Raw genomic sequence first — 13,801 nt, forward strand, 5'->3', positions numbered from 1 at the left:
TCAAATCCTTCATGATTCTTTCCGACAAACGCATTTTGGAAGAGATGGAAAAAGGCACCATCAAGATTGTTCCGTACAACCGCGAATGCCTGGGCAGCAACAGCTACGACATTCACCTTGGGAAAACGCTGGCTACTTACCGCGAGCACATTCTGGATGCGAAGAAGCACAACGAGATTGAAACGTTTGACATACCCGATGAGGGCTTTGTTCTATATCCGCACATTTTTTATTTGGGTGTGACGATGGAATATACCGAAACCCACGCACACGTTCCTTTCCTCGAAGGCAAATCATCCACGGGCCGGTTGGGCATTGACATTCACGCCACAGCGGGCAAAGGCGACGTGGGCTTTTGCGGCAACTGGACGCTGGAGATTTCCGTTAAACAACCGGTGAAGGTTTACGCCGGCATGCCGGTAGGACAACTCATTTATTTTCCGGTGGAAGGCGAGATTGAAGTGAAGTACAACCAAAAAGCAAACGCAAAGTACAGCGGTCAGCCGAACAAGCCTGTGGAAAGCATGATGTGGAAGAATAAGTTTTAAAAACGCAGAAGGTGTTGCTGTCAGTAGGTGCATTTGGAAAACCGCAGCTTCACTTCCTTCTTATTGCCCAATAAAGATAATGAGTTGAATAGATGTTCGTCAGCACCTGTTGGAGCAAAACCATGTTGTGCGCACATCACCAAGACGCTGTCAATTTAATGTTGTCAAGTAAGTAGTAACCCGATCGGCAAATTGTCTGATCTGCGTCGCTGCAATTTTTTGAGTGCTTTAGTCTGGTTGCCTTTACCTCCTTGTCTTGGCTATAACATCCCAGGATAATTTTGTCCTCACCGCCCTTTGCTGTAAAGCTCCCTTCCAGCAAAAGCCACCTATCTACGCTCTGGGTTGTAAGGCTGAATTGAAGATTTGGTGTGATTTCTTTTAGTACTGTGTAACGACGTTTTACCAGCGATGGCAAGGCGCTGCTGTTAATCAGGGCTGAACCGAAAGAATTTATGAGAAATCCATTACAATAGGCGGGCTTTATGGCAAAAGAAATCTTATACCTTGTGCCTGCAATCAAGGGTGTTTTAAGCGTCCCTACCAAGTAATCACGAAACTCAAACTCCGGATCGAATACGCCTAACCCAGCAAAGCTCATCCCGCTAAAGGGCACTACTTCACCTTTTCCCAGCACTTTAGTGTTTTCGAAAATATCGGAAGAATCGCGATAAATATGTGCCCACTGCGCTTGTTCAGCATAGTCTTCTAAGAAGCTCCAATGGAAGTATCTGCCTTTATAAGCGCTGTCTTGGTTAAAGGGATCTTCAAAGTCACCATTCAAAACCAAGTTTTCTTGTGCCGATGCGTAAAGAAAGGGGTAGAATAAGACAAGGAATGCGACAAGTTTTTGCTTCCTCATGTTATCAGCTTTGAAATATGATGCAACAAACACTCTTTTTCCACAGGCGGAGTTCATTAATTGCGCACAACGATTGTATTGACGCATGTTCTTGCTCCAAAATACATTATTTATCAATAAACATTGGAACAAGGACGACTGCTGAGTAATATACCTGAATGCACAAGTGTGCGACGCAACAAAAGCCAAATAGTAGCAATGCAATTCAGTACACAACCATTCATCCCACCCATCTTTCATCAACCACTCAATTTAATACTTCGGTAAAAATCCCGCAATCCTTACTGCAAGGCAAAGTAGATTTAATCCTTAAACTTCTGCCATGAAACGATTCCTGCTTGCAGCTTTTGCAACCGTTCTCACGTTCTTTTCAAACGCACAACTCTCACTTACCGTGCTGCCCAGCGGCGGCAACAAAAAAGCCGTGGTGGGTGAACGCATCGGCCTTACCGATGTCACCATTCATTACGATAGGCCCGGCGTAAAAGGCCGCGAAGGAAAAATTTGGGGAGCGCTGATTCCCACCGGTTTTACCGATCAAGGTTTTGGCAACAGCAAGGCCGCACCCTGGCGCGCCGGTTCCAACGAAAGCACAACCATCGAATTCTCGAACGACGTAACCGTTGAAGGCAAACCGTTGAAGAAAGGCAAATACGGTTTCTTCGTTGCTTACGATTCTGCCCAATCAACGCTGATTTTTTCATCGAACAGCACGCAATGGGGCAGCTTTTTTTACGATCCCAAAGAAGACGTATTGCGGGTGCCCGTAAAACCGGTGAAGACGGCCAACAGCGTAGAATGGCTCAAATACGAGTTCACCAATCAAACCGAAAACGCGGCTACGATTGCGCTGGAATGGGAGCACCTAACCATACCGTTTAAAGTAGAAACGAATTACATCCAGGATCAAATTGCGTCGTTTCAAAACGAGCTGCGCACCCAACGCGGCTTCTTCTGGCTTGCGTGGGAACAGGCCTCACAATGGTGCCTGCAACACAACGTGAACCTTGAACAGGCCTTGCAGTGGAGCGACTCTGCGTCGGGCCCTTTGTTTGGCGGTGTTAATCTTTTTCAGCCCAAGGCCACCAAGGCGCAAATCCTGCAAAAACTCGGTCGTGGCGAGGAAGCCGCAGCCCTGATGAAACAAGCCTTGCCGCTGGCTACCGTGAATGAAATTCACGGCTACGGCCGTTCGCTGGTGGCACAGAAAAAACCCAAAGAAGCGTTGGAGGTTTTTCAAATGAATTACCAAAAACACCCAAAGGAGTTTACAACCCTCGTGGGCATGACGAGAGGCTTTTCCGCAACCGGCGACTACAAAAACGCATTGAAGTTTGCCGAGCAGGCCTTGCCGCTTGCACCCGACGCCCAAAACAAAAACAGCGTGGCTGCCATGATTGACAAGTTGAAGAAAGGACAAGACGTGAATTAAGGCTTTGCTTTCCCAATGAAATAGGCAAAATACCATCGGCGTACCGACGCTTGCGTTTCGGCCACTGCTTATAAATCGCGGCTCCATTTGAAATTGCGGTTTTTCTTTTATGTAACGAGCTTTGGTAATTCTATTTCTCGCCGGTTGCGTCGCACTCTTGTGCGTTCGGAGCAACATTGCGCAAACTGGATTGGTTTCAGGTGTTTTTCCGTGCAATAATTGAGCGTTGGGAAAGGAGTAAATTTTTTTGGCTCGTTTCCCGCACGCCTTTATTTTTGCACTCCTTCAGGATTGAGCTATGGTGTAACGGTAGCACTACAGATTTTGGTTCTGTCTGTCAAGGTTCGAATCCTTGTAGCTCAACAAAATGCCTTGCAAATGCAAGGCGTTTTCATTTGTTAGCTTTTCTCTCACTCCACGTTTCCCTTCTTGCCCGCCCGGGTTTTACGTGCCGGTTTCTTCCGCCGATAATTAAGTAAATTAGACCTATGCAGCCTCCTTCTGTTTCCGCCCGAATCGAAGCTTTCCACACCGCTCTGCCGCAGGACAAAGTGCGGCTGAAGTACGGCCTGATGGCCGAAAATGCCTACCGCTTTTTCCGCGGCACCTGTCATTTGTTTTACGAAGACCTAAGCAACCGCTCCTATTTTCCACACCGTTCTCCCCAAGTTTGGGGTTGCGGCGATTTGCACCTCGAAAATTTCGGCAGCTACAAAGCATCCAACCGCTACGTTTATTTTGATCAAAACGATTTTGACGAAGCCGTGCTTCTTCCTGCAACCTGGGAACTGGTTCGTGTTGTTACGAGCATCCTCGTAGCCTTTAAATCGTTAAGCGTGAAAGAAGAAAAGGTGATGGCTTGGGCCCGCTTTTTTCTGAACACCTATTGCAAAACACTTAGGAGCGGCAAGGCAAAACACATTGAAGCAAGACTGGCAAAAGGCATTGTGCGTTCTTTTTTGGAACAAGCCGGGCGCAGGAAAGAAAAAGAATTGCTTCAAAATCAAACGGCAAAAAACAAAAAATCGTGCAGCCTTGTTGTTGACAACGAAAAGCGGTTGGCCCTGAAGCCCGAAACAAAAAAAACGCTGCTTGCACACATGGCTGACTGGCTAACAAATTCGACCGATAAAGCCTTGCGTAAATGCAACGTCGTTGACGCCTGCCAGCGCATGGCCGGTACAGGAAGCGTGGGCGTGAAAAGGTTTCTACTGCTTGTTGAAAGTGAAGAAGCTCAACATCATTTTCTGCTGCTTGATATGAAAGAAGCAAGGCCATCATCCCTGGTGACGTATAATCCTTTGCCTCAACCGCAATGGTTGTCCGAAGCGGAACGCATTGTTGCCATTCAATCGCGTTCCCAGTACGCGACGACTGCGCATTTAAGCACTGTCGTTTTTGACGGCGTGGCATACACCATCCAGGAACTTCAGCCCGAAGAAGACAAGCTTGACTTTACCGTTGTAGTGCGGCACGAGAAGGACGTACTGCGGGTGATGAAAGATATGGCACTGCTCACAGCTTCAGCGCAACTGCGAAGTGCCGGCCGCCAGGGCTCGGCCATTGCCGATGACCTGATTGCATTTGGAAATGATCCTGAATGGCAACAACAATTAACGCAATATGCAATTGACTATGCGGCGCAAGTGGATGTAGACTACCGGAGCTTCCTGCACGACTACCAAAACGGATTTTTTGAAAGAAAGAAAATTTAAAATGATTCCCGGTTTCACGTCTGTCGTTTCACCTCTCACCTATCTCAATGTCCTGCATAATAATCATAACCTCTTTCGGCCCAGAAATCCGGGGGCTTGCTGTTGCTGAAATACATTGTACCGATGCGCTTTAAATGCTTTACACCATACTTCACCGGAATAATCAGGCGCAATGGATAACCTTGATTGAGTGGCAATTGCGCACCGTTCATTTCATAACACAGGATGGTTTGTTCCTGCACGGCACTTGGCATGTCTATGCCCACATAATATTTTTTGTTGGGCGTTTGCAAACCCACGTAATTCATCTTGCTCTCTGCGGTTAAACCGTATGTTTCTAAAAACGTTTTTAACGACACCCCCGCCCAATGCGTTACCTGGCTCCAACCTTCGATGCATTTAAAATCAAACACAATGTCTTTCTTCGGCAGTTTTTTTATATCTGCCAAGGTGAGTGTTAGCGTATCGCCGTTTTGTTTTACTACGTGCAAGCGCCAGTCCGCCGTATCCACAGCATCTTCCAATCCATCACTGCCGTTCACACGAACGGCCTTGGCCGCTGCCGATACCGGGTATTCCTTCACCAGTTTTTTTGAACTGAAAACCGAAGAAAAAATGGATTCGTTTGTGGATAACACGCTGCGCAACGGTTTGGATGCGCCGTCGTCTTTGGGCGCATTCTTTACACTTGAAAAAAGGGCCCATGCGCCTGCGCCGAGAACAACAAAAATCAAAAAAGAAAGAAGAGTTTTTCTTCGCAACTGTTTTTTCGACAACTGCTCCTGCGGAAATGTATGTGTGGAATTATTCATTGTTGACGGTTTGATTTGGTTTGATGATTTCAAAACCTGTGACCATCGCCTGAAAATTGTTCCAGCCGGTTTTAATTACTTGCGCAATGTGTATCAAAAAGAAAAGCACGTAACCAAGCGTTAAAATAAAATGTTCCAGTCGCGCCGCTTCGTAGCCGCCGCAAAGCCAGGCAAGTGCGCTAAACGTAACGGGTTTGTAAATGGCAAGTCCCGTCAACAAAGAACCGATGCCCATGAGAACGACAAGCGTGTAAGCCACACGCTGCGCCGCATTGTACTTTAAAAATTCCGGCGCGGCTTTGCGAATGTGCAAATCGTGCAGCACCACAAGCCAGGATTCTTTAACCGATTTTTTATTGGGCAAAAGCAATCGCCATTGTCCCGAGAAGATGGTGAACAACACGTACAACAAACCGTTAATGAAGAAGAGCCACATGAACGTAAAATGCCAACTCATGCCTTCGGCCAGGCGAAACGGGACGTTCAGCGTTTTGTAAAAACCATCGGGAAAGAAGTGAAAAAACTCTTTCTGCCCCAACTTGATTTTGTATTCGTCGTTGGCCCAATAAATTAAAAGGCCGCTCCAGATCATGCAGGCGAGGATAGGAAAGTTGAGCCAGTGAAACCAGCGAATGGCAAGCGGATGTTTTTTAACAACGGTGGGCATAACGGTTTGGTTTGAGGATAATGCGTGTTGGGGCAAAGACTGCGTTGAATTCAAAGGAGGTGATAAATGCCGCAAACAATCCATCATCGTTTGCGCTTACGTATTTTTCACAAAGGAATATTTAGTTGCGTAGCACCCATTATTTTTCCAGCTCCTTTTTCCTGTGCAAACACAATCATTGCCAGCAATGTTTTTGAAAGCTCGGTGGGTAACGCAAATTCAATCGTTCCGCTCCGTTGCGCATCCACTGTTTTCAAGGCACGCACAACGTTTACGTGGTGAAGCGTGCGGCCTTCGTTCTCCCCTCTCTTTACTTCGGTCGTGGCTTCAGGTTGTAGCAAGGCGACGTTCAGCAGGAGCGGCAATTCGGAAGACGAAGAATACGAAAGCTGCACATTTCCGTTTGCGATTCTTTTTACCGACGCCTGAATGGCTATCGCATTGACGTTGGTCTTTTGAAGCGAAGCACGGAGCCGGTTTTCATCCGATCCAACAAATTCTTCGCTGCCGTTTACAATCACTTGCGGCGTGTAAATACTTTGGAGAGAAAGACGTTGTGCATACCGTCGTTGCCGGTCGCTGAAGGCAGCCTCGCTGTACGGATCTTTCCAACCCAAGTGATCCCAATAATCAACGTGATAGCTCAGCACAAAAACGTTGCTGTCGCCTTTGGCCTTTAACGCATCAATCAGTCTTTCCGCCGGCGGACAACTTGAGCATCCTTCAGACGTAAACAATTCAACGACGTGAATGCCGCTGCCTGTTTTTACCGCCGGTAAAACAGCCGCCTTTTGTTTTGATTGAACGTTGGAACAAGAAAGCAAAGCTGCAAAACCTGCAGCAGCAAAAATTCTATGAAGACTTGTTTTGAACACGGCTCAGAATTGTGAAGAAGAAATATTGTGTCTTGCTTAGGAAAGTTACGAAGAAATAGAAGCGATGGATTTTTTGCACGTCCAGGGAACTACCGAAGGAATTGCTATTTTGTTTTACTTACAGGAATTTTCATTTTACAAGATTCACCATCATGCGCCAAAGACCGACAGTTGGTAATATTCTTTTGTGGCTTAGCGCCATTGCTTTTGCATTTTTGTTTCCGCATTTTGGTCTTATCCCCGTTCTGTTTGCGTATTCCATTCCGGTTTTGATTCTGCTTTGGCTGGTTCTTAAAAGAACAAAAGAAAATTTTTCAAGCATTGGCTTTAATCCCAAAAAGCTCACCCTTCATTCGGTACTGGTTGGCATTGCAGCAGGAATTCTGCTCTTTGCGTTTTTGAATTATGTTTTCTTTCCTGCGTTGAATAAGTTCGTTCTTTTGCCCAAGGCAAATCTTGCTGATTTCAACTCTATCCGGCATCATTTCTTCAATTACCTTTTTGTCCTTTCCATGGGATGGCTGATTGGCGGTTGGTACGAAGAACTTGTTTTTCACGGGTTCATTTTTACCCGCTTCGAAAAAATTTTATCTAAAAGATATGCTCTTACGGCAAGTTTTATCGTCACCAATTTTCTATTTGGATTATATCATTTTCAATTGGGTACGAGCGGCATGATCAACGCTTTCCTGGCGGGCTGCGCTTACCAGGCTCTGGCCTTGCGCTACAAGCGAAACCTGTGGTACGCCTTTTTCTGCCACGGCTTTTTTGACACGATAGGCCTGACGTTTATTTACCTCGGCTACTGGTAACGCCAAAAAATTATAATTAAGCGCAGCGGCGAATCATGCGGCTCTCAAATTTCTTCTGCTCTTTGGCACACTAATTATGCAGTAATGAGAACAAGAAAAAGATCATGGCTTTATCAAAAACGGCATTGAGCGACAAACTGCATTGGTACAAAGACGCCATCATTTACGAACTCCACATCAAGGCTTTTTACGATAGCAACGGCGACGGCATCGGCGATTTTGGCGGGCTGCTGCAAAAACTCGACTACCTGCAAGAGCTTGGCATAACGGCTGTTTGGGTCTTGCCTTTTTATCCTTCCCCACTGCGTGATGACGGCTACGACATTGCCGATTATTACACCATCAACCCTCGCTACGGCAACCTCGAACAGTTTCAACAATTTCTTGACGAAGCACACAAGCGAAATCTAAAGGTTATTACCGAGCTTGTCATCAATCATACTTCCGATCAGCATCCCTGGTTTCAGCGGGCAAGGCGTGCGCCAAAAGATTCAAAGGAAAGAGCTTATTATGTTTGGAGCGATGATCCAAAGAAGTACAAAGACGTCCGCATCATCTTCACCGATTACGAAGCCTCTAATTGGACATGGGACCCGGTGGCACAGCAATACTACTGGCATCGCTTCTTTCATCATCAGCCCGACTTGAATTATGACAGCGAAGATGTACAGGCAGAGATTTTTAAAATCATTGATTACTGGTGCGCAATGGGTGTAGATGGCTTTCGGCTGGATGCCGTGCCCTACCTGTACGAACGCGAAGGAACGAACGGCGAAAACCTGCCCGAGACGCATGCTTTCTTAAAACGGCTTCGTGCGCACATTGATAAAAAATTCCCCGGCATTTGTTTTCTTGCCGAAGCCAATATGTGGCCCGAAGATTCGGCGTCTTATTTTGGCAACGGCGACGAGTGCCACATGAATTATCACTTCCCTGTGATGCCGCGCATGTTCATGGCATTACAACGCGAAGACCGTTATCCCCTCACTGATATTTTTGACCAAACGCCGCCCATACCAGAGACTTGCCAGTGGGCGGTGTTCCTGCGAAATCACGACGAGTTAACATTAGAAATGGTAACCGATGAAGAACGCGATTTCATGTACACGGTTTATGCAAAAGACCCAAAGGCAAAAATCAATTTGGGCATCAGGCACAGGCTTGCGCCTCTGATGGAAAACGACAGAAGGCGAATCGAGCTAATGAACTCCTTGTTGTTTTCCTTACCCGGCACGCCGGTAATTTATTACGGCGATGAAATAGGCATGGGTGATAATTTTTATCTGGGTGATCGCGACGGCGTTCGCACGCCCATGCAATGGTCGCCGGACAGAAATGCAGGCTTCTCCGAAACCAACCCACAGAGATTGTATTTGCCGGTGATTCTCGATCCGCAATACCATTACGAATCGGTGAACGTGGAAACGCAACGTGCCAACACAACCTCTTTGTTTTGGTTTATGAAGCGCATCATCAACATGCGCAAAAAGTTTAAAGCCTTCAGTCGCGGCGACATGACTTTTCTGCACGTGAACAATCCAAAGATTTTAGCTTTCACCCGCAGCTACGAAGACGAGACACTTCTGATTGTTTCCAATCTTTCCAAATACGCACAGCCGGCTGAAATTGATTTGCGTGAATTCAAAGGCTACGTGCCGGTAGAAGTTTTTAGCCACAACTCTTTCCCCGTTATCAAAGAAAGCAGCCTGTATTTTTTTACGCTGGCGCCACATTCGTATCAATGGTTTGTTTTGCAAGCGCCAAAGACAGATGCTTCAGGAGAAAGAAAACACCTGAAGTTAAACGCAGCGCAGTGGGAAGATTTGTTTAGCGGCAATACACTTGAGGTCTTGCAAAACGACGTGCTGCCCGAATACATTCAACGCATGGATTGGTTTACGGGCAAGAACAAAAAATTATACGCCACAAACCTGCTTGCACACACGGCTCTGCCGCTTGCCGAAAGAGACGCCGAAGTGCTCCTGATAGAAGTAACCTTTGAAAGCGGCTTGCCAGAGTATTACCAGTTGCCGCTTCTTTTTAACCGTGCTGCCGAAGCCAAAGAATTGCTGGATAAACATCCGGTCGCCACCGTTGCGGAGCTTACGCTTAACGGTGAAGTGGGTTGGCTTTGCGACGCCGTTTACACGACGGCATTTCAACAGGCGCTGCTAAAATTCATGGCCGAAGGAAAGCGTTTCATGGCCAGCGGTGAAATATTGTTTTCGGCAACGGGCGATGTAGAAAAGTTTATTGGCAGCCATTTGGAAGTAACCTCAACGGTGCAGGCTACCAGCGAAATGCACACGGCCATTACCTACAACAACGCATATTTCCTGAAGGTCTATCGCCGGGTGGATAAAGGCCTTCACCCCGATGTGGAGTTAACCCGTTACCTGAGCGAAAAAGCCCCAAGCCTCACCACCAAATACGCCGGCGATATTGTGTGGACTTTGAACGCCGGGCAGTTCTGTCTTGGCATGTTGGAAAAGCTCGAAGAAAATCACGGCGACGGCCATCGTTACATGCTTGAACGCATCGCCAATTATCTTGAACGCATTTTAGCCCGCGACAGAAATCTTCTTTCGGCTTATCCAAAAGCACCAAAGCTTTCTTCACCGATAAGCTTTGATGAATTGACTGATGACCTGAAGGAATTTGTTGGCGCCAACGCCGCGGAATACGCAAGACTTATTGGCGTGCGATTGGCGCAAGTGCACAAAGCCTTTGCAGCAGGCATCGAAAAAGAATTCTTGCCCGAAGAATTTTCCCTGCATTACCAGCGTTCGCTTTTTTCATCCATGCTCTCGCTGGTACGGGAAATGAGCCAGGCCATTGAAAGAGATGCGGCTTCGCTTACCGATGACGTTCGCGACGATGTACAAACGCTTGGCGCCAGGCGCGAAGAAATGTTAACCATGCTGAAGAAAATTTACAGCAAAAAGTTTGACGTACTGAAGATTCGCACACACGGCAACATGGGTCTTACTCATGTGTTGCTCACCGGCAAAGATTTGTTAATTCATGATTTTGGCGGCAATCCTTTGCGGCCCTTCAGCGAACGGCGTTTGAAACGTTCGCCGCTGCGTGACGTGGCCGCCACAATTCGATCCTTGTACTATGTTGCTTATGAAGGTTTCCTCACGTCGTCGCACATGCTATCCGAAGAACAAAAAAGCTTGTTGCCTTTTGCCAGCTTTTGGGCGCAGTACATGAGCAACTTTTTTGTACGAGCTTATTTGGATGAAACAAAGGACATTGCTTTCGTCCCAGACAACAACGCTGATTTTGAAATTCTGATGCAAAGCTTTTTACTGGAGAATGCACTGCACTGGTTTAATTACGAAATAGCTCACCGGCCCGAAAGAGTAATGATACCGCTGCGAATTATGCAGACCATAATTGAGTGAGTTGTTTTTATGTACTGAGCTGCACTGCTACTATAAACAGTTGTTGCGTCGCACTCTTGTACGTCTTGTTCGCTGCTCAACAAGAGGCAATGGTTGTCTTTTTGCTTTCGTAGCCATGTTCACTCATCGCGAACTTGCAACATCCGCAATAATCTCCACGAAGGTGTATGCTTTATTTTTGAAAGATGAAACGCATTTTCAGTCTTCTTTTCCTTCTTTCTTCTCTCACTTTGTTCGCACAAACCGACAGTTTCACCCTTCTTAAACCCGACCGTGTTTTTGACGGCGAGGCAATGCACACTGGCTGGATCGTTTTGGTGCATAACAACGCTATTGAAGCCGCAGGCGACATGAAATTTAAACTGCCTGCAAATACACGCATCATTGAGTTAAAAGGCACAACGCTTTTGCCCGGGTTGATCGAAGGACATTCGCACCTTTTTCTTCATCCTTACAACGAAGTAACCTGGAACGACCAGGTACTGAAAGAAAGCCGCGCCGAGCGAACGGCAAGAGCGGTAACACATGCCAAAGCCACGCTGTTGGCGGGTTTCACCACCGTAAGAGACTTGGGAACCGAAGGCGCGATGTACGACGATGCCGGTTTGAAACACGCCATTGAAAAAGGTATTGTTCCAGGTCCGCGAATGATTGTAGCGACGAGGGCCATCGTTGCCAAAGGAAGCTATGGCCCCAATTACAACAACGCGGATGTGGACTTGCCGCAAGGCGCCGAAGAAGTGAGCAGTCTTGAAGAAATGGAGAAAGCGGTGCGCACGCAAATCAGCAAAGGTGCTGACGTGGTAAAAATTTACGCCGACTATCGCTGGGGCATAAACGGACAGCCTGCGCCAACTTTCAGCACCGAGGAAATTGCTCTTGCTGTATCCATTGCCAAAAGCAGCGGACGTGAAGTGGTGGTGCATTCCTCCACAAAAGAGGGCATGAAAAGAAGTATTGCCGCAGGTGTCTCCACCATCGAGCACGGCGACGATGGCGATGAAGAAATTTTTCGATTAATGAAAGAAAAAGGCATAGCGCTTTGTCCAACGCTTGCGGCCAGTGATGCCGTTTCGCAATACGGCGGTTGGAAGAAAGGCACTGACCCCGAACCGGCCCGCATTACCGTCAAGAAAAAAAGTTTTGCAGCCGCATTAAAGAGTGGCGTTACAATTTGCACCGGTGGCGATGTTGGCGTGTATTCGCACGGCGACAATGCCCGTGAAATGGAGATAATGGTTGACTATGGCATGAAACCGCTTGACGTTTTGAAATCCGCGACATCTGTGAACGCCGATGTTTTTGGCTATGGCGATAAGATTGGACGAATCAAAAAAGGTTTGCTTGCCGACATCATTGCCGTACAAGACGATCCTTCCATTGACATAAAGAACATTCGAAAGATTTTGCTTGTGATGAAGGACGGGGAGATAATTAAAAATTAAAGAATGAATAATTCAGAATGACGCCTGGGATCATTTAATTTTTAATTATTCATTCTTAATTCCAACGGCTACAAGCTTCCTTTGGTTGAAGGCAAATAATTTTTCAACGGGTCTTTCTTCACCGCCATTTTAATTGCTTTTGCAAATGCCTTGAAGACCGCTTCAATTTTGTGATGTTCGTTCTCGCCTTTGCATTCAATGTTTAAATTGCATTTGGCCGTATCGGAGAATGATTTGAAGAAATGAAAAAACATTTCCGTCGGCACGTCTCCTACCCTTTCACGGTGAAAGTCGGCGTTCCAGATGATCCAGGGGCGACCGCCGAAATCAATCAGTACTTTCGCTTCCACTTCGTCCATCGGCAATGCAAAACCGTAACGTTCGATGCCGCGTTTATCGCCAAGCGCTTTTACGATTGCTTCACCCAAGGCAAGACCGGTGTCCTCTACCGTGTGGTGCTCGTCAATTTCCAAATCACCTTTTACATCAACGGTTAAATCAATCAAACCATGCCTTGCGATTTGATCAAGCATGTGGTTGAAAAATTCAAGGCCTGTGTTGATTGCCGCCTTGCCACTGCCGTCTAAATTCAATTCAATATTAATTTCCGTTTCCGCTGTCTTGCGAACGTGCTTTACAACCCTTGGCCCTTTTTTCAGGTAGTCATAAAAATCTTTCCAGTGCATTGTTTCCACCGCAACAATCTTTCTTAATTCTTCAATCGAATCCTTTACTTCTGCGCCGCCAAGTTTTGGATTGTTGTTCAGCCAAAGTGCTTTGCAACCGAGGTTCTTTGCCAGTTGCACGTCGGTAATTCTATCACCGATCACATAAGAATTTGGGATGTCGTATTCGGGGTTATTCAGGTAAGTCCCAAACATCCCTGTGCCGGGTTTTCGCGTCGGCAAATTGTCTTCAGGAAAACTTCTATCAATCAATTGCTCTTTGAAAAACACACCTTCGCCTTCAAAGGTTTGAATGACCAGGTTGTGCGCAGGCCAAAAATCGCTTTCGGGAAATTTTGGCGTACCCAATCCGTCCTGGTTCGATACCATCACCAATTCATAATCCATTTCTTCGGCAATCTTGCTCAGATATTTTATTGCAAACGGATAGAAGGTGACTTTCTCCAACGAATCAATTTGATAAAGCGGCGGGTATTCTTTAATCATCGTGCCGTCGCGGTCAACAAACAAAACACGTTTGCCTTTCTTCTGCTCCAT

At 46.6% G+C, this 13,801-nt stretch carries 11 protein-coding genes and 1 tRNA gene; 7 read left to right on the plus strand and 5 right to left on the minus strand.

Annotated elements, in window-relative coordinates; translation table 11 throughout:
• Positions 1-11: 11 nt before the first annotated feature.
• Positions 12-548 (plus strand): dCTP deaminase, encoded by a 537-nt coding sequence (gene dcd / locus FSB75_RS08530; RefSeq protein WP_146785619.1) that lies wholly within the window; start codon positions 12-14, stop codon positions 546-548.
• 136 nt (positions 549-684) lie between these two features.
• Here the strand turns inward: dcd and FSB75_RS08535 are convergent, their stop codons facing one another.
• The gene (locus FSB75_RS08535) at positions 685-1,410 is read right to left on the minus strand and encodes a hypothetical protein (protein ID WP_146785622.1); all 726 of its coding nucleotides are present in this window, start codon (positions 1,408-1,410) and stop codon (positions 685-687) included.
• Positions 1,411-1,732: 322 nt separating this feature from the next.
• On the opposite strand from FSB75_RS08535, the gene FSB75_RS08540 reads away from it, so the two are divergent.
• From FSB75_RS08540 to FSB75_RS08550, 3 genes are all read left to right on the plus strand, one after another.
• The gene (locus FSB75_RS08540; RefSeq protein ID WP_146785625.1) at positions 1,733-2,842 is read left to right on the plus strand and encodes a DUF2911 domain-containing protein; all 1,110 of its coding nucleotides are present in this window, start codon (positions 1,733-1,735) and stop codon (positions 2,840-2,842) included.
• 292 nt (positions 2,843-3,134) lie between these two features.
• A tRNA-Gln gene (locus FSB75_RS08545) sits at positions 3,135-3,205 on the plus strand.
• Positions 3,206-3,330: 125 nt separating this feature from the next.
• On the plus strand, positions 3,331-4,557 hold the full coding sequence (locus FSB75_RS08550) for a DUF2252 domain-containing protein (RefSeq protein WP_146785627.1): 1,227 nt from the start codon (positions 3,331-3,333) through the stop codon (positions 4,555-4,557).
• Positions 4,558-4,601: 44 nt separating this feature from the next.
• Here FSB75_RS08550 and FSB75_RS08555 read toward each other — a convergent pair whose 3' ends face one another.
• From FSB75_RS08555 to FSB75_RS08565, 3 genes are all read right to left on the minus strand, one after another.
• A complete protein-coding gene (locus tag FSB75_RS08555; protein WP_146785630.1) occupies positions 4,602-5,369 on the minus strand; it encodes a molybdopterin-dependent oxidoreductase in 768 nt (255 codons plus the stop codon).
• A complete protein-coding gene (locus FSB75_RS08560) occupies positions 5,362-6,036 on the minus strand; it encodes a cytochrome b/b6 domain-containing protein (protein ID WP_146785633.1) in 675 nt (224 codons plus the stop codon). The genes FSB75_RS08555 and FSB75_RS08560 overlap by 8 nt, the downstream gene beginning before the upstream one ends.
• 107 nt (positions 6,037-6,143) lie before the next feature.
• Positions 6,144-6,911 carry a DUF1223 domain-containing protein gene (locus FSB75_RS08565; protein ID WP_146785637.1) on the minus strand — a complete coding sequence of 256 codons (768 nt, stop codon included), beginning with the start codon at positions 6,909-6,911 and terminating at the stop codon, positions 6,144-6,146.
• 152 nt (positions 6,912-7,063) lie between these two features.
• Here FSB75_RS08565 and FSB75_RS08570 point away from each other — a divergent pair, with 152 nt between their 5' ends.
• The 3 genes from FSB75_RS08570 (at position 7,064) to FSB75_RS08580 (ending at position 12,578) form a co-directional block, all read left to right on the plus strand.
• Positions 7,064-7,723: a CPBP family intramembrane glutamic endopeptidase gene (locus tag FSB75_RS08570; protein ID WP_146785641.1), complete on the plus strand. Its 660-nt coding sequence runs from the start codon at positions 7,064-7,066 to the stop codon at positions 7,721-7,723.
• Positions 7,724-7,827: 104 nt separating this feature from the next.
• Positions 7,828-11,133 (plus strand): maltose alpha-D-glucosyltransferase, encoded by a 3,306-nt coding sequence (gene treS, locus FSB75_RS08575; protein ID WP_146785644.1) that lies wholly within the window; start codon positions 7,828-7,830, stop codon positions 11,131-11,133.
• A 185-nt stretch (positions 11,134-11,318) separates the two neighbouring features.
• Entirely contained in the window at positions 11,319-12,578 is a 1,260-nt protein-coding gene (locus tag FSB75_RS08580; RefSeq protein ID WP_146785647.1) for a metal-dependent hydrolase family protein, read from the plus strand.
• A gap of 68 nt (positions 12,579-12,646) precedes the next feature.
• Here the strand turns inward: FSB75_RS08580 and hisB are convergent, their stop codons facing one another.
• The gene (hisB, locus tag FSB75_RS08585) at positions 12,647-13,801 is read right to left on the minus strand and encodes a bifunctional histidinol-phosphatase/imidazoleglycerol-phosphate dehydratase HisB (RefSeq protein WP_146785650.1); all 1,155 of its coding nucleotides are present in this window, start codon (positions 13,799-13,801) and stop codon (positions 12,647-12,649) included.

It is taken from the genome of Flavisolibacter ginsenosidimutans (assembly GCF_007970805.1).
In the GTDB taxonomy this organism is placed as follows: domain Bacteria; phylum Bacteroidota; class Bacteroidia; order Chitinophagales; family Chitinophagaceae; genus Flavisolibacter; species Flavisolibacter ginsenosidimutans.

Bases quoted from the DNA above. Each gene is read 5' to 3' on its own strand.
- FSB75_RS08580 (WP_146785647.1), top strand. From the start codon at position 11,319: ATGAAACGCATTTTCAGTCTTCTTTTCCTTCTTTCTTCTCTCACTTTG.
- FSB75_RS08535 (WP_146785622.1), bottom strand. From the start codon at position 1,410: ATGAGGAAGCAAAAACTTGTCGCATTCCTTGTCTTATTCTACCCCTTT.
- dcd (WP_146785619.1), top strand. From the start codon at position 12: ATGATTCTTTCCGACAAACGCATTTTGGAAGAGATGGAAAAAGGCACC.
- hisB (WP_146785650.1), bottom strand. From the start codon at position 13,801: ATGGAGCAGAAGAAAGGCAAACGTGTTTTGTTTGTTGACCGCGACGGC.
- FSB75_RS08570 (WP_146785641.1), top strand. From the start codon at position 7,064: ATGCGCCAAAGACCGACAGTTGGTAATATTCTTTTGTGGCTTAGCGCC.
- treS (WP_146785644.1), top strand. From the start codon at position 7,828: ATGGCTTTATCAAAAACGGCATTGAGCGACAAACTGCATTGGTACAAA.
- FSB75_RS08555 (WP_146785630.1), bottom strand. From the start codon at position 5,369: ATGAATAATTCCACACATACATTTCCGCAGGAGCAGTTGTCGAAAAAA.
- FSB75_RS08540 (WP_146785625.1), top strand. From the start codon at position 1,733: ATGAAACGATTCCTGCTTGCAGCTTTTGCAACCGTTCTCACGTTCTTT.
- FSB75_RS08560 (WP_146785633.1), bottom strand. From the start codon at position 6,036: ATGCCCACCGTTGTTAAAAAACATCCGCTTGCCATTCGCTGGTTTCAC.
- FSB75_RS08550 (WP_146785627.1), top strand. From the start codon at position 3,331: ATGCAGCCTCCTTCTGTTTCCGCCCGAATCGAAGCTTTCCACACCGCT.